Raw genomic sequence first — 15647 nt, 5'->3', positions numbered from 1 at the left:
TCACCTGTTTTTATGTTTTGAAAAGACATACAATACGCGGATTATAGTGGAGCGCAGATTCATGAAATCCCCCAAAGTCGGTTTTGTTTCTTTAGGTTGTCCTAAGGCATTGGTAGATTCCGAACGAATTTTAACTCAGTTAAAGACTGAAGGTTATGATGTAGCATCAGATTATGATGGTGCAGATTTAGTAGTTGTAAATACCTGTGGTTTTATTGAATCTGCAGTACAAGAGTCGCTAGATGCCATCGGCGAAGCGATGAGTTCAAACGGTCGCGTAATTGTGACTGGTTGTTTAGGTAAAGACGAAGACAAAATTCGCCAAATGCACCCAAATGTCTTAAAAGTGACAGGTGCTGCGGCATATCAAGAAGTGATGGAAGCTGTGCACGAATACGTGCCTGAGCCACCAAAACACAATCCGTTTATTGATCTAGTCCCTGAGCAAGGTATTCGATTAACACCAAAACATTATGCTTATTTGAAGATTTCAGAAGGTTGTAACCACCGTTGCACATTCTGCATCATCCCAAGTATGCGTGGTGATTTGGTTTCTCGTCCAGTAGGTTCAGTATTGACTGAAGCTCAAGCGCTGAAAAAAGCAGGCGTAAAAGAAGTCCTTGTGATTTCTCAAGATACATCGGCTTATGGCGTAGACACCAAATACAAATTGGACTTCTGGAACGGTCAGCCCGTTAAAACCAAATTCTATGACATGTGTGAAGCCTTGGGTCAATTGGGTATCTGGGTGCGTTTGCACTATGTATATCCATATCCACATGTAGATGCTGTGATTGACTTAATGGCACAAGGCAAAATCCTGCCGTATTTGGATATTCCATTCCAACATGCAAGTCCTAAGATTTTAAAACTCATGAAACGTCCTGCGCACAGTGAAAATACACTGGAGCGTTTAAAAGTTTGGCGTGAGAAATGTCCTGATCTTGTGATTCGTTCTACATTTGTTGTGGGCTTCCCGGGTGAAACTGAAGAAGACTTCCAAATGTTGCTTAATTGGTTAAAAGAAGCGCAGCTTGATCGTGTGGGTTGTTTTACTTACTCACCAGTTGAAGGCGCGACTGCAAATGATTTGCCAGATCATGTGCCTGAAGAAATCAAACAAGAGCGTTATGAACGTTTCATGCAAGTTCAGCAAGAAATCTCTGCTGCGAAATTGCAAAGTCGTATCGGTCAGAAAATGACAGTACTTGTGGATGATCTTGAAGAAGAGTTCCCAGTTGCTGTTGCGCGTTCTTATGCAGATGCACCTGAAATTGATGGTAATGTTTTTGTGGAAGATATCGATAAGTCAGTGATTAAAGCAGGTGATTTGCTTGAAGTAGAAATCACAGATGCAGATGAATATGACTTATTTGCAAAACTGATCTCGGTTAAGTCTGCTTAAACGATTCATTAAAAATAATTGAAATTAAATAATTCGGAGTTGATGATGCTTGATTCTAAAAAACCACGTTTTGGTCGCATCCTGCTTAAGCTTTCAGGTGAAGCTTTAGCGGGCAATAAAGAGATGGGTATCGATGCACAAGTGCTCGATCAAATGTCACTCGCAATTGCGCACCTTGTTGGTTTAGGTGTTCAAGTGGGTATCGTTGTCGGCGGTGGTAACCTTTACCGTGGTAGCCAATTACAAAAAGATGGTTTGGTTGGTCGTGTAACAGGTGATCAAATGGGTATGTTGGCCACTGTAATGAACGGTTTGGCACTTCGTGATGCTTTGGTACGTCGTAATATCAAAACTCGTCTAATGTCAGCTTTACCTATTGGTGCTGTAGTTGAATCATATTCTAGCCGTGATGCAATTCGTCATTTAACACGTGGCGAAGTTTGTGTATTTGTTGCAGGTACAGGTAACCCATTCTTTACGACAGATACAGCAGCATGCTTACGCGGTATCGAGATTGAAGCCAATCTTATCCTTAAAGCGACGAAGGTTGATGGCGTATACAACAAAGATCCAAGCAAATTTGAAGATGCAGTGAAATACGATGCATTAACATTTGACCAAGTTTTAGATGAAAAACTGGGTGTGATGGATTTAACAGCGATCTGCTTGTGCCGTGACCACAACGTTCCACTTCAAGTATTTGATATGAACAAATCAGGTTCATTACTTTCAGTGGTAATGGGTGAAAAAGAGGGTACTCACGTTACGAACTAATGTACGTGGGCCCTAAAGCTCTTTATACTACAAGCTATTTTAGAATTTACATCTTTTCGAATTAAGTAAGGAAGATCACATGATTAACGATCTTAAAAAAGACGCAGAAGACCGTATGAACAAATCTCTAGATTCTCTAGAGCATGGTTTTGCCAAAGTTCGTACAGGCCGCGCGCACCCATCAATTTTAAATGGTGTTATGGTTCCTTACTATGGCTCTGATGTGCCATTAAACCAAGTTGCGAACGTGGGCGTAGAAGACTCTCGTACTTTGCTTGTTCAGCCTTTTGAACGTTCTATGGTTGCTGCAATTGATAAAGCAATCCGTGAATCTGACTTGGGCTTAAACCCGATTACTGCTGATGCCATCCGTGTTCCTATGGCTGCATTAACAGAAGAAACACGTAAAGACATGCAGAAAGTTGCACGTAACGAAGCTGAAAATGCAAAAGTTGCGATCCGTAACATCCGTCGTGATGTTTTGGGTGATATCAAAGCATTGTTGAAAGAAAAAGAAATTTCTGAAGATGATGAGCGTCGTGCGGGTGATGACATTCAAAAAATCACAGACAAATTCGTTGCTGAAGTTGAAAAACGTCTGGCTGCAAAAGAAGCTGAATTGATGAAGGTCTAAGTTTTAATGACCTCATCTGAAGAAACTTCCCGTCTTCCAAAACATGTTGCCATCATTATGGATGGCAACAATCGTTTTGCCAAAAAGAATCAAATGCAAAAAGGTGAAGGGCATCGTTCTGGAAAGGACATCCTAGATCCCATCGTTGAACATTGTCGTAAAAGAAATATCCAAGCACTGACCGTTTTTGCTTTTTCGAGTGAAAATTGGAATCGTCCTCAGTTTGAGGTTGATTTGTTGATGGCTCTTCTCGAAGAAACCATTCATGAGCAGTTGCCACGTATGGAAAAATTTAACATTTCCCTACGTTTTATTGGTGATCGTTCTCGTTTATCTCCTAACTTACGTGACTTAATGTTGCAAGCCGAACAAAGGACTGCTAATTTCGACAGCATGACTTTAACTATTGCAATTAGTTACGGTGGTATGTGGGATATGGCACAGGCTGCAAAACAAATTGCAGCAGATGTTTTAACTAACAAAATAGATCTTGAAGCAGTGGATGCTGAAGTCTTTGGTCAATATGTCAGTTTAAGTGATCTACCTCCGGTAGATTTGTTAATTCGTACAGGTGGTGATTTCCGTCTCTCGAACTTCTTGCTTTGGCAAGCTGCGTATGCAGAACTTTATTTTACCCAGACATTATGGCCTGAATTTACCATTGAAGAATTTGACGACGCACTAGCGGTATTTGGTGGTCGTGAACGTCGTTTTGGTAAGACCTCAGAGCAGATTCAACAAGAGCAGTTTGAGAATAAATAAATGTTAGAGCGGATAATAACCGCATTGGTACTGGTTTCAGTTGTACTGAGTTGCATGTTTGCAACCGAGTCTAAATACCCAATGCTTGTGCTGATGATTATTGCATCAGCTGTCGCGGGTTATGAGTGGTTTAAACTCATGCCGCGGAATACACAAAATGTGATTAAACCTTTCGCTTGGGGCTATGGTCTAGTCACTGCTATTCTTTCAGCACTAGCATTGCATTTTACGGATGTTGCATTACTGCTTTGGGCGGCTTCGATCTTTACTTGGATCTTAAGTGTCTATTGGGTGAAGTCTTATCCTGAATACGACAACTGGTATAACCCGAGTCTGAGTGGTATTGGTTTAGTCTTAGTTCCTGCTGCTGTAACTGCTATTTTTTCTGTGTGGATGAACTCACCGTGGTGGCTCATGTATCTGTTCCTGTTGGTATGGGGTGCAGACAGTGGTGCATACTTCGTGGGACGTAAATTCGGAAAGAAAAAACTTGCACCAGATGTGAGCCCGAATAAATCGATCGAAGGTTTATACGGCGGTCTATTCACAGCAATGCTAATCGTTATTGTTGTTGAAATTATTTATCTAGATTTAAGCATCGCTGAACATATCTTATTTTTAATACTTTCAGTAATAACGGTATTTAGTTCAGTACTTGGTGATTTATTTGAATCGATGATCAAGCGTCGTGCGGGGATCAAAGATTCTGGTCGTATTCTTCCGGGACATGGCGGTGTGCTGGATCGTATCGACTCGTTGCTTGCTGCAGCACCTATCTTTGCAGCAGGTATGTATGTTTTAAAATTAATTGGCGTAGATTTATAGATGTCACAATCTGTTTGTATATTGGGTGTAACAGGATCCATTGGTCAAAGTACTTTAAAGATTCTGCAACAGCACCCCGAAGAGTATTCAGTTTTTGCAGTCACTGCACATAGCCGAATTGTAGAACTTGTCGAAATATGCAAACAATATCGACCGAAAATCGCAGTTGTTCCATTCAATAAAGTGGATGAACTGCGCCGATTACTCGTAGCTAAAAAATTAACTGATATTGAAATCCTGCATGATGAAGCAGGATTGATTGCAGTAGCAGAACATCCACAGGTTGATGTGGTCATGGCAGCTATTGTGGGTGCGGCAGGGTTGCTACCTACATTGGCTGCTGCGAAAGCAGGTAAACGCGTGTTGCTTGCAAATAAAGAAGCGCTCGTGATGTCGGGTGACATCATGATTCAGACCGCACGTGAAAATAATGCTTTGTTGTTGCCAGTCGATTCTGAACACAATGCAATCTTCCAATGCTTGCCTGAAACTTATCTACAAGGTGAGCGTCATGGTCAGCCAAAATTAGGTGTCAAACAAATCTTACTCACCGCGTCTGGTGGTCCATTTTTACATCATAGTTTAGAACAATTACAAAGTGTGACGCCTGCACAAGCTTGTAAGCATCCAAACTGGTCGATGGGGCAAAAAATTTCTGTTGATTCTGCAACGCTAATGAATAAAGGCTTGGAATTGATCGAAGCCTGTCATCTTTTTGCAGTTGAAGAACAATTTGTAACAGTTGTTGTCCATCCACAGAGTATCATTCATTCAATGGTTCAATATGTAGATGGTTCGACTTTGGCACAAATGGGTAATCCTGATATGTGTACGCCTATCGCTCATGCATTAGCGTGGCCGAAGCGTATTCAAACACATGTGCCTCCATTAGATTTATTTGTTCATTCACAGCTAAATTTTGAACAGCCTGATATACAGCGATTCCCAGCACTCAAATTAGCACGTCAAGCCATGAAGGCTGGAGGCTTAGCTCCTACGATTTTAAATGCAGCCAATGAAATCGCCGTGGCAGCATTTTTGCATGAGAAAATTGGCTTTACTCAAATCCCGCAAATTGTGGAACATGTGTTGGGGCAAGTTGAAAACTCAGCTGCAAATAATATTGATGTTATTTTGCATGCAGATAAATCGGCACGTATGGTTGCTGAAAAAGCAGTATTGAATTCAGGAAGTTAAGACATGAATGCCTTGTTTATGATTGTTGCAGCAATATTGCTACTTGGACCGCTGATAGCGATTCATGAATTTGGGCATTATTTCGTTGCACGTAAACTGGGCGTAAAGGTTTTGGTTTATTCGATTGGTTTTGGTCCAACACTGCTTAAGTGGACGTCGAAGAAATCAGGTATTCAATATCAACTGTCTGCATTGCCACTCGGTGGTTATGTCAAAATGTTGGATGAGCGTGAAGGTGATGTCGCAGCAGAAGACTTACCGAAAGCATTTAACAGACAACACCCTTGGAAACGTATTGCAATTGTTGCTGCAGGGCCACTCATCAACTTGGCATTTGCAGTAGTGTTGTTTTGGATTTTATTTTTACCTGCACAGGAACAGCTCAATACGCGCGTAGGTAAAATTTTACCGAATACACCAGCAGCAGCTGCGCAAATGCAGGCTGGTGATAAAATTACTGCTGTAGATGGCACTCAAGTATCCACTTGGGAGCGCTTGAATTATGCCTTGGTTGATCGTGTAGGTGAAACTGGCAATATTCAAATTCAAGCTGAACGAGCAGGGCAAATTCAAAACTTCAGTTTACCGATTCAAAGTTTCTTACGCGACCAAACTCAGTCACCACTCGATGTTCTTGGTTTTACGCCATATCGTCCTGAAATTCCTGCAGTGGTTTCAAAACTCAGTGAAGATGGCGCAGCGATTCGCCAAGGGATGCAAGTGGGTGACCGAATTGTTTCGATTGATAGCGTAAAAATGAAAGACTGGTTTGATGTTGTACAAGTTGTACAAGCTTCTCCAGAAAAGTTACTTAAAATTGATGTTTTACGACAAAATAAAATTGTGCATTTAAGCGTGATGCCGCAAGGTAAGCGTGACCAAATGGGTAAAGTCACAGGGCTTTTAGGTGTACAAAGCGATCCGGGTAAAGTCAATATTCCAGCCGAATACAAACAAACCATTCAATACACGCCTGTAGAGGCGATGGGCAAAGCGGTAGAAAAAACAGGTCAAATCTCTAGTATGATCCTGAATTCTATTGTAAAAATGGTGCGTGGTTTGGTTGGTTTAGATAATTTATCTGGTCCGATTACCATTGCGAAAGTGGCTGGACAAAGTGCTGAAATGGGGTGGCAAACCTTCATTTCCTTTATGGCACTGATGAGTGTAAGTTTAGGTATTTTAAATTTACTACCGATTCCTATGCTCGATGGCGGTCATTTAATTTACTATTTTATTGAATTAATTCGTGGTAAACCTGTTTCTGAACAAATACAATTGGTTGGATTAAAAATTGGTATGGTATTGCTGGGTAGCATGATGCTACTGGCTCTATTCAATGACATTATGCGTTTATAAGAACGTTATACGAAATAAATTAACAGCGGAAAAGACTGGCATGCAGCACAAACATTTATTTATGCCATTGGCACTGGTTAGTGCTATGGCCGTAGCACAACAAGTATATGCAGCAGATGATTTTGTAGTACAAGATATTCGTGTTGATGGCTTAGTGCGTTTAACTCCTGACAATGTAGCCGGAATGATCCCATTCTCCGCTGGTGATCGTGTCAATGATCAAATCATTTCAAACTCAATTCGTAGCATGTTTGCATCGGGGTTGTTTGATGATGTGAAGTCTTCACAAGTCGGTAATACCCTTATATATACAGTGGTTGAACGCCCAGTAATTTCTAAAGTTGAGCTAAAAGGCAATAAACTTATTCCTAAAGAAGCCTTGGAAGAAGGCTTAAAGAAAATGGGTCTGTCCGAAGGTGAGGTTTTAAAGAAATCATCTTTGCAAACGGTTGAAACTGAATTAGAACAACAGTACATGCAGCAAGGTCGTTATGATGCTGATGTCAAAGTGATTACAACCGCTCAACCGAATAACCGTGTCAATGTCTTAATCGAGTTTGAAGAAGGTCAATCTGCCAAAGTATTTGATATCAATATCATTGGTAATACGGTCTTTAAAGAAAGCGAAATTAAACAAATTTTTGCATTAAAAGAAAGTGGTTGGAACTCGATCATTTCTCGTAATGACCGCTATGCACGTGAAAAGATGGCTGCGAGTTTAGAAGCTTTACGTGCGATGTATCTCAACAAAGGTTACATCAACTTCAACATTAGCAATTCAAGTCTGAATTTGAGTGAAGATAAAAAGCATGTCTTTATCGAAGTTTCGGTGGATGAAGGCGAACAATTTAAGTTTGGTGAAACCCATTTCTTAGGTGATACGCTTTATACGCAAACTGATTTAAACGCATTAAAACTCTATAAAGATGGCGATTTATATTCACAAGAAAAAGTGAATGGTGTGAAACAACTTTTACTTCGTAAATACGGTAACGCAGGTTACTACTTTGCAGAAGTGAACATTGTTCCTGAAATCAACAAAGACACCAAATTGGTTGATTTAAATTACTATGTGAATCCGGGTCAGCAAGTCACTGTTCGCCGTATTAATTTCACAGGTAACTCGAAAACAGCTGATGAAGTTCTACGTCGTGAAATGCGTCAAATGGAAGGCGCATTAGCAAGTAACGAAAAAATTGATTTGTCTAAAGTGCGTTTAGAGCGTACTGGTTTCTTTAAAACTGTTGATGTTAAACCTGCACGTATTCCGGGCACCCCAGATCAAATTGATTTAAATGTAAATGTTGAAGAACAGCATTCGGGTACAAGTACTTTGGCTGTTGGTTTCTCACAAAGTGGCGGTGTAACTTTCCAAGCAGGTTTGAGTCAAACCAACTTCTTGGGTACAGGTAATGCGGTTTCTATCGATTTGTCACGATCAGAGACTCAAGATTACTACAACCTCAGTGTAACTGACCCGTACTTCACAATTGATGGTGTACGCCGTGGTTATAACTTGTACTACCGTAAAACCAAGTTAGATGACGACTATAACGTTAACAACTACGTCACTGACAGTTTTGGTGGTGGTATCAACTTTGGTTATCCGATCGATGAAAACCAAAGTATCAGTATGGGTTTGAATATTGATAATACCGAAGTGACAACAGGTCCATATGTTTCTACCTATGTGCGTGATTATTTACTCGCAAATGGCGGGAAGGCGACGGATACTACATCATTCTGTCCTACGGATGCGTCAGGTAACTCACAATTAACTGTGCCTGTATACAAAACTGATGAGAATGGAGATTTTGTACTAGATAGTGAAGGTAATAAAATTGTTACTCACAACACTTGCGCAGTACCTGAAGAATCATACGACAGTGCGTTTAAAGGTGATTTCTTAACTTATAACCTTAACTTGGGTTGGTCATACAACACCTTGAATCGCCCTGTATTCCCTACATCGGGCATGTCACACCGCGTTAATGCCGAAATTGCATTACCAGGTAGTGATGTTGAATATCAAAAAATCACTTACGATGCACAAGCTTATTTCCCACTCGGTAAAGACTTTGTATTACGTGGTTACGGTAAGTTAGGCTATGGTAATGATTTACCGTTCTACAAAAACTTCTATGCAGGTGGTTTTGGTTCGGTACGTGGTTATGATAACAGTACTTTAGGGCCGAAATATCCTGGTGTGTATTATGATGCGCAAAATCAGGTTGACTACGATCCAGAGGAAGTCGGTGGTAATGCTTTAATTCAATTTGGTACTGAATTAGCTTTACCTGTGCCATTTAAAGGTGATTGGGCGCGTCAAGTTCGTCCAGTATTGTTTGCTGAAGGCGCACAAGTATTTGATACCCAATGTGACGTTCCTAAATCTAGTGAAGACCGTCAATACTGTAAAGATAACTACGGCTTTGATATGAATAACATGCGTTATAGCGTTGGTGCAGGCTTTACTTGGATCACGATGATTGGCCCAATTTCACTGAGTTATGCATTCCCGCTTAATGACAAAGCTGGCGATGAAACAAAAGAAATTCAATTCGAGATTGGTCGTACGTTCTAAGTACGACCCTTCTGGGAATAACAAAATTACAGGTTGATAAGATGAATAAATTATTTGCTGGTTTGGCGGTATTGGGTATGTCATGTTCTGCTGTGGTACATGCAGCAGGTTACGGTGTGGTTGATTTAGAAAAGGTGGTTGATCAAAGCACTTATCTAAAACAACAAAATGCTCAAATTCAACAGCAGTTGAAACCACAAACCACTAAAATTGAATCACTGGCAAAAGAGCTGGAAGCAATGCAACAGAAAGCTCAGCAGGGTGGTGATAAGTTGACTGTTGCGCAAAAGCAGCAAATGGGTCAACAGTATCAAGCTAAACTTAAAGAGCTGACTGATTTACAGCAAAAAGTTCAAGCTTCGGTTCAAGGGAATATTCAGTCCTTAAATCGCACGATGGATACTCGAATCAAGCAAGTTGCAGAACAATTGCGCACAGAAAATAAGTTAGATGTTGTTTTGAATAAAAATTCAGCACTTGCGTATGACCCTAAGTTTGATTTAACTGATAAAATGATTCAAAAGGTTAATGCAATTAAATAATCAATGAATTCTCAAAAATTCAGTTTAGAAAAGCTTGCTCAACTTGTTCAAGGTCAATGTATTGGCCAGCTAGACTTGCAATTCAGTGGAATGGCAAGTTTAGAGAGTGCTCAACCGCATCAGCTTGCATTTTTAAACGCAGATAAATATCTGAATGAAGCTCAACAGTCTCAGGCTGGTGCGCTGATTGTGACTGCAGACATGCAGTCACAAATCCCTTCACAGCAAAACTTCATTGTTGTACCCAATCCGTATCTGGCTTTCGCTATTCTGACGCATTTTTTTGAAAAAAAATCTGTAGAAACAGGGATTGAAAGTACTGCCCAAATTCATCCTTCCGCAATCATTTCTGATACTGCTTATATTGGGCATTATGTGGTGATTGGTGCGAATAGCGTGGTGGGTGAAGGGACTCGCATTGAATCCCAAGTGAAGATTGATCATGGTGTAGAAATTGGTAAAGATTGTTTTATCGATTCGCATGTGACGATTACTGGTGAAGCCAAGTTAGGTGATCGTGTACGTATCCATGCAAATACGGTGGTCGGTGGTGAAGGATTTGGTTTTGCACCTTATCAAGGGAAATGGCATCGTATTGCTCAATTAGGTTCTGTACGTATCGGGAATGATGTGCGTATTGGTTCAAATTGTAGTATCGACCGTGGTGCTTTAGATGACACAATTTTGGAAGATGGTGTCATTATTGATAACCTTGTGCAAATCGCGCATAACGTCAAAGTTGGTGCAAATACGGCAATGGCTGCGAAATGTGGCATTGCGGGTAGTACAACTATTGGCAAAAATTGTGTGCTAGCAGGGGCTGTTGGTATCGTAGGTCACATTAATATTGCAGATAATGTGACAATTACCGGTATGTCAATGGTCACAAAAAGTATTTCCGTTGCTGGAAGTTATTCTTCAGGTACACCAATGCTTGAAAGTGGTTCTTGGAAAAAGGCAGCAATCCGCTTTAAACAATTAGCAGATGTGCCATTGACCCAATTGGTCAAACGACTTGATCATATGCAGTCTCAAATTGAGTCCCTTGAATCAACATTTAAATTGCGTAAATAATTATGATGACAGAGTCGAATACCCCAGCTTTCACAAAACCTGAATTACCAATGACTATTCAGACTATTCGTGAATATTTGCCACATCGTTATCCGTTTTTATTGGTTGATCGTGTTGTTGAAGTGACTGACAACGGGATTGTAGGCTATAAAAATGTAACGATTAACGAAGAATTTTTACAAGGCCATTTCCCTGAATACCCAATTATGCCGGGTGTGCTGATTGTTGAAGCATTGGCGCAAGTGTCGGGTATCTTAGGTTTCATCATGAATAATGAGAAACCTTCAGCGGGTTCGTTGTTCTTATTTGCTGGTGCAGAAAAGGTCCGATTTAAAAAACAAGTCGTTGCAGGCGATCAACTTGTATTAAAATCAGAATTAGTGATGCAAAAGCGTGGCATTTACAAATATAATTGTGTTGCCACTGTAGATGGCGTAGTCGCAGCAACCGCGGAAATTATGGTTTCGCATCAGAAAACAGAGAAAGCATGAGCAATAACGAATTAATTCATCCTACCGCCATTATTGACTCATCAGCAGTAATTGCTCCGGATGTGCAAATTGGACCATATTGTATTATTGGTCCTAATGTCACAATTGGAGCGGGTACTAAACTGCATTCACATGTTGTGGTGGGTGGTTATACCCGTATTGGTCAACATAACGAAATTTTTCAATTTGCCAGTGTTGGTGAAGTCTGCCAAGACTTGAAATATGCTGGTGAAGAAACGTGGTTAGAAATCGGGGATCACAACTCGATTCGTGAACACTGTAGTTTACACCGTGGTACTGTTCAAGATCAGGGTCTAACAAAAGTTGGTAGTCATAATTTATTGATGGTGAATACACATATTGCACATGACTGTGTGGTAGGTGATCACAATATCTTTGCTAATAACGTCGGCGTTGCAGGCCATGTCCATATCGGTGATTATGTCATCGTAGGTGGTAACTCTGGTATTCACCAATTTTGTAAAATCGATTCATACAGTATGATCGGTGGTGCATCGCTTATTTTGAAAGATGTACCTGCTTATGTCATGGTATCTGGTAATCCAGCCCATGCTTTTGCCATGAACATTGAAGGCATGCGTCGTAAAGGTTGGTCTAAAAATGTGATTCAAGGTTTACGTGAATCCTTTAAATTGATCTATAAAGATGGTTTAACGACGAATGAAGCGATTGAGCGTATTCGTACTGAAATTTTGCCTGATGTGGCAGAAGCGCAATTGTTGATTGACTCACTTGAGCAGTCTAAGCGTGGTATCGTACGCTAAATGCCGCGAATAAAAAAAGACACCTTATAAGGTGTCTTTTTTTTGCGTTAAAAATAGTCCTATTTTTTAACAAAGCCTGCTTCTTCAGATTTAGGATACTTTTGGATAAGCTTGGTTTTGAGCTGCGTTGCTAAACTGCTATTTCGATCGACGTCTTTTGCAATGCTATACAGTTGATATAACGCTCTAGGCGCGCGGGTCGACTCAGGGTATTGATCGACCACAATACTATAGTTCTTTTTCGCTTCTGCGTAGTTGGTCGGTTCAACAGCCAGGTTGAACTCAGCTAACCAAAAATATGCGTTGCTAATGTAGACGCTGTCAGGATTATTTTTAATAAAGTTTTTCATTGGTGCAATGGCTTTTTTTGCACCACCTTGTTTGTATGCATCTAAAGCAACGGTATACGCTGCTTTCTCAAGCTCAAGTGAGTCACCACCTGCATTTACAGGTTGTTTTGCAGATGAGCTTAATGTTGCTTGGGTCGTAGGTTGTTTAACAGGTGTAGGCGCTGTATTAGCTGCTACTGGGTGCAGTACCTTGTTGGTTATCCTCCGCAGCCTCTGTGTCTTCACTCGGATCTACTTTTTGTTGGAGTAGCTCTAAACGTTGATCTAAATCTGCATAGCGGTTTGTAAGTTCACTTTTTAATTGTTCGATAATATTGTCTTGCTCTTCCATTTTACCGCGTAAGCTACGCAATTCATTTTCGAGCTGTTGGTTCTTCTGCATGAGCTGCCAATTTAAATTTGTTGGCGTAGGGGTAGAGCCAGCACCTGTTTGAATGGCTGTATTATTTGCTGTATACACAGTGCCATTATCAGCGCCACTCAAACCGCGAGATTCAATTGGAATATTGGCAAATAGTGTACCTGAACAAGTCAATGTAAGGGCACACAATACATGCTGTTTAAACATCATAAAAATTCCATGTAGTTGCAAGCATGTCCGTATTGAATAGTTTTATTACAGACTGCTTTAGATAAAACGATAAGCACATTAAAAACGCCAAAGTTCTGAATTGCAATAAGCTTTTACAATCTTGTTGTGTATTAAAGTAAAAATATAGTGATGATGTTTCACGTTTTCTACATCATCGACCATCATATTGATTTATAAATAATCAAACAGTGTTTTCTACTCAGGAATTCTTGGTTTTAGTCTTGCATGTTTATTAAAAATCTCTATACTTTGTTCTTGCAATGGTAGCCCTGCCGGTTACTTCGCAATTGTACTCTACAAACCCCGCCAGGACCGGAAGGTAGCAACGGTAGTAGAAATATGATGTGCCGAAGTCTTGCTGGTAGGGTTGCCACCAGTTTCAATAATAATAAATTAAACTTCCTCTCATTTTTCAATCCCAGATTCTTCTTTATTTTAGTTTTATTAATTCATCATTTAGATCTATATCTTTTTTATTCGTCATCAAATTCTTTACGTGCAATCACTTTAAAAATCGTATCGAGATCGAATCCTCGATATTGTAAAAAACGTATTTGTTTGGCTTTTTGTTTTGGATCACGTTCAACAGCTTTGCCAAATTTTTTGATCTTGAGCTGGTAGGCTTCGGCGACCCAATCTGTTTCTTTTAATTCATCCTGAATTAATTCACTGTCTACTTTTTTATTTTTTAAAGCGAGCTTTATACGGTTGGGACCTTTACCTTTACGTTTTTGACTCGACAACAGCATTTCTGCTACACGCTGATCGCTTTGATAGTTCTCACGTGCGAGTTCTTCCACCAAGTGTATGACTTCTTCACGACTATCCGCATACAGTGCTAATTTTTCGATTAAATCCGCTTTTGAGTATTCTTTGCGTGTGAGTACTGCAAAGGCGTACGAGCGTAGACGAGAGCCGCGCAGTCCTGGTTTTTTTTCAGCATGAATATCTTTACCATTGGCATCAAAATGCAACGCAGAGTGATCGATCACCGAAGCATTGTCATGTGAAATGTCAGTTTGTGCAGCATGAATTGCGCAGGTAGTTTCTTCAGCTTCTGTAAACTGTTGTTTCAGTGCTTCGTAGTCGAGCAAGAGTGGAAAATTGTCTTTAGTCATGAGGGGCATTTTAATACAAATTTTGAGTGCAAAACAAAACGCCCCGTAGGGCGTTTTTGTCTGCTATTAAAGCATGCTGTAATTAAGCATCTAAAAAGTCTGGTTCTTCTTCGTCTTTGTCTTCTACAGGTGCTGTACCCGTAGTCAGAAGTTGTTCACGAATCAGTTTTTCAATGGTTTGTGCAAGTTCAGGGTGTTCTTCTAAGTGGCGAATGGTATTGTTTTTACCTTGACCAATCTTGTCACCTTGGTATGAATACCAAGCACCTGCTTTTTGAACAATTTCTTGTTGTACCGCGAGGTCAACAAGCTCACCTAAATGGTTCACACCTTTACCATAAAGAATTTGGAAAATCGCTTCACGGAATGGAGGAGCCATTTTGTTTTTCACAACTTTTACTTTGGTTTCTGAACCAATGATTTCGTCGCCTTCTTTTACTTGACCAATACGGCGGATATCTAAACGTACAGACGCATAGAATTTAAGTGCATTACCACCAGTTGTGGTTTCAGGGCTACCAAACATTACACCAATCTTCATACGGATTTGGTTAATGAAGATCACCATACAGTTAGAACGTTTCGCATTACCGGTAATTTTACGCAGTGCTTGGCTCATCAGACGAGCTTGTAAGCCCATGTGTGAGTCACCCATTTCGCCTTCAATTTCGGCACGTGGGGTAAGTGCAGCGACCGAGTCGACAACGATCAGGTCAATGGCGCCTGAACGTACCAGCATGTCTGCAATTTCAAGCGCTTGTTCACCATTGTCTGGCTGTGAAACAAGTAAGTTATCAATATCTACGCCAAGTTTACGTGCGTATTGAGGGTCTAATGCATGTTCAGCATCGATGAATGCACAAGTACCGCCAGTTTTTTGACATTGCGCAATGGCTTGTAATGTCATGGTGGTTTTACCAGAAGATTCAGGACCGTAGATTTCTACGATACGACCTTTAGGCAAACCACCAATACCTAGTGCGATATCTAGTGTTAAAGAACCCGTAGAGACAGCCTCAACCGCCTGTACAGTATTATCACCAAGACGCATTACGGTGTTTTTACCAAACTGCTTTTCAATTTGGCTTAAGGCCGCATTTAACGCCTTGCTTTTATTATCATCCATCTTACAACCTCAATACGATGTCACGAAAC

General features: G+C 40.5%; 14 protein-coding genes, 1 other RNA gene and 1 pseudogene. 13 read left to right on the top strand and 3 right to left on the bottom strand.

What is annotated here, in order from left to right:
* The first annotated feature begins 61 nt into the window (after positions 1-61).
* From rimO to lpxA, 12 genes are all read left to right on the top strand, one after another.
* Positions 62-1405, top strand: coding sequence for a 30S ribosomal protein S12 methylthiotransferase RimO (gene rimO, locus B1202_RS01330; protein WP_078188726.1), 1344 nt, complete (start codon positions 62-64; stop codon positions 1403-1405).
* A 45-nt stretch (positions 1406-1450) separates the two neighbouring features.
* A complete protein-coding gene (gene pyrH / locus B1202_RS01325; RefSeq protein WP_078188725.1) occupies positions 1451-2179 on the top strand; it encodes a UMP kinase in 729 nt (242 codons plus the stop codon).
* Positions 2180-2258: 79 nt separating this feature from the next.
* Positions 2259-2813 (top strand): ribosome recycling factor, encoded by a 555-nt coding sequence (gene frr, locus B1202_RS01320; protein ID WP_078188724.1) that lies wholly within the window; start codon positions 2259-2261, stop codon positions 2811-2813.
* A gap of 6 nt (positions 2814-2819) precedes the next feature.
* Positions 2820-3575, top strand: a complete 756-nt coding sequence (uppS, locus tag B1202_RS01315; RefSeq protein WP_078188723.1) for a polyprenyl diphosphate synthase — start codon at positions 2820-2822, stop codon at positions 3573-3575.
* Positions 3576-4400, top strand: a complete 825-nt coding sequence (locus B1202_RS01310) for a phosphatidate cytidylyltransferase (protein WP_078188722.1) — start codon at positions 3576-3578, stop codon at positions 4398-4400.
* Positions 4401-5597: a 1-deoxy-D-xylulose-5-phosphate reductoisomerase gene (gene ispC / locus B1202_RS01305; protein ID WP_078188721.1), complete on the top strand. Its 1197-nt coding sequence runs from the start codon at positions 4401-4403 to the stop codon at positions 5595-5597.
* 3 nt (positions 5598-5600) lie between these two features.
* Positions 5601-6956 carry an RIP metalloprotease RseP gene (rseP, locus tag B1202_RS01300; RefSeq protein ID WP_078188720.1) on the top strand — a complete coding sequence of 452 codons (1356 nt, stop codon included), beginning with the start codon at positions 5601-5603 and terminating at the stop codon, positions 6954-6956.
* 40 nt (positions 6957-6996) lie between these two features.
* Complete coding sequence (bamA, locus tag B1202_RS01295; protein WP_078188719.1) at positions 6997-9540, top strand: outer membrane protein assembly factor BamA; 2544 nt, start codon at positions 6997-6999, stop codon at positions 9538-9540.
* Between the two features lie 41 nt (positions 9541-9581).
* Positions 9582-10082, top strand: coding sequence for an OmpH family outer membrane protein (locus B1202_RS01290; protein WP_078188718.1), 501 nt, complete (start codon positions 9582-9584; stop codon positions 10080-10082).
* Between the two features lie 3 nt (positions 10083-10085).
* Positions 10086-11156 (top strand): UDP-3-O-(3-hydroxymyristoyl)glucosamine N-acyltransferase, encoded by a 1071-nt coding sequence (gene lpxD, locus B1202_RS01285; RefSeq protein WP_078188717.1) that lies wholly within the window; start codon positions 10086-10088, stop codon positions 11154-11156.
* 5 nt (positions 11157-11161) lie between these two features.
* On the top strand, positions 11162-11647 hold the full coding sequence (gene fabZ / locus B1202_RS01280) for a 3-hydroxyacyl-ACP dehydratase FabZ (RefSeq protein ID WP_171262576.1): 486 nt from the start codon (positions 11162-11164) through the stop codon (positions 11645-11647).
* On the top strand, positions 11644-12432 hold the full coding sequence (gene lpxA, locus B1202_RS01275) for an acyl-ACP--UDP-N-acetylglucosamine O-acyltransferase (RefSeq protein ID WP_078188715.1): 789 nt from the start codon (positions 11644-11646) through the stop codon (positions 12430-12432). Before fabZ ends, lpxA begins: the two co-directional genes overlap by 4 nt.
* A gap of 59 nt (positions 12433-12491) precedes the next feature.
* Here lpxA and B1202_RS01270 read toward each other — a convergent pair.
* A pseudogene (locus B1202_RS01270) lies at positions 12492-13353 on the bottom strand (YbgF trimerization domain-containing protein).
* Between the two features lie 291 nt (positions 13354-13644).
* Here B1202_RS01270 and ffs point away from each other — a divergent pair.
* An RNA gene (ffs, locus tag B1202_RS01265) (signal recognition particle sRNA small type) lies at positions 13645-13741 on the top strand.
* 106 nt (positions 13742-13847) lie between these two features.
* Here ffs and B1202_RS01260 read toward each other — a convergent pair.
* Both B1202_RS01260 and recA read right to left on the bottom strand, forming a co-directional pair.
* Positions 13848-14492 (bottom strand): regulatory protein RecX, encoded by a 645-nt coding sequence (locus B1202_RS01260; protein WP_078188714.1) that lies wholly within the window; start codon positions 14490-14492, stop codon positions 13848-13850.
* 82 nt (positions 14493-14574) lie between these two features.
* Positions 14575-15618: a recombinase RecA gene (gene recA / locus B1202_RS01255; RefSeq protein WP_078188713.1), complete on the bottom strand. Its 1044-nt coding sequence runs from the start codon at positions 15616-15618 to the stop codon at positions 14575-14577.
* Positions 15619-15647 lie beyond the last annotated feature (29 nt).

This window comes from Acinetobacter amyesii, from assembly GCF_002018365.1.
In the GTDB taxonomy this organism is placed as follows: domain Bacteria; phylum Pseudomonadota; class Gammaproteobacteria; order Pseudomonadales; family Moraxellaceae; genus Acinetobacter; species Acinetobacter amyesii.
The sequence above is the reverse complement of the archived record's forward strand: the minus strand, read 5'-3'. Positions and strand labels throughout refer to the sequence as shown.

Bases quoted from the DNA above. Each gene is read 5' to 3' on its own strand.
- recA (WP_078188713.1), bottom strand. From the start codon at position 15,618: ATGGATGATAATAAAAGCAAGGCGTTAAATGCGGCCTTAAGCCAAATT.
- rimO (WP_078188726.1), top strand. From the start codon at position 62: ATGAAATCCCCCAAAGTCGGTTTTGTTTCTTTAGGTTGTCCTAAGGCA.
- bamA (WP_078188719.1), top strand. From the start codon at position 6,997: ATGCAGCACAAACATTTATTTATGCCATTGGCACTGGTTAGTGCTATG.
- rseP (WP_078188720.1), top strand. From the start codon at position 5,601: ATGAATGCCTTGTTTATGATTGTTGCAGCAATATTGCTACTTGGACCG.
- lpxA (WP_078188715.1), top strand. From the start codon at position 11,644: ATGAGCAATAACGAATTAATTCATCCTACCGCCATTATTGACTCATCA.
- B1202_RS01260 (WP_078188714.1), bottom strand. From the start codon at position 14,492: ATGACTAAAGACAATTTTCCACTCTTGCTCGACTACGAAGCACTGAAA.
- B1202_RS01290 (WP_078188718.1), top strand. From the start codon at position 9,582: ATGAATAAATTATTTGCTGGTTTGGCGGTATTGGGTATGTCATGTTCT.
- B1202_RS01310 (WP_078188722.1), top strand. From the start codon at position 3,576: ATGTTAGAGCGGATAATAACCGCATTGGTACTGGTTTCAGTTGTACTG.
- frr (WP_078188724.1), top strand. From the start codon at position 2,259: ATGATTAACGATCTTAAAAAAGACGCAGAAGACCGTATGAACAAATCT.
- fabZ (WP_171262576.1), top strand. From the start codon at position 11,162: ATGACAGAGTCGAATACCCCAGCTTTCACAAAACCTGAATTACCAATG.
- uppS (WP_078188723.1), top strand. From the start codon at position 2,820: ATGACCTCATCTGAAGAAACTTCCCGTCTTCCAAAACATGTTGCCATC.
- pyrH (WP_078188725.1), top strand. From the start codon at position 1,451: ATGCTTGATTCTAAAAAACCACGTTTTGGTCGCATCCTGCTTAAGCTT.
- lpxD (WP_078188717.1), top strand. From the start codon at position 10,086: ATGAATTCTCAAAAATTCAGTTTAGAAAAGCTTGCTCAACTTGTTCAA.
- ispC (WP_078188721.1), top strand. From the start codon at position 4,401: ATGTCACAATCTGTTTGTATATTGGGTGTAACAGGATCCATTGGTCAA.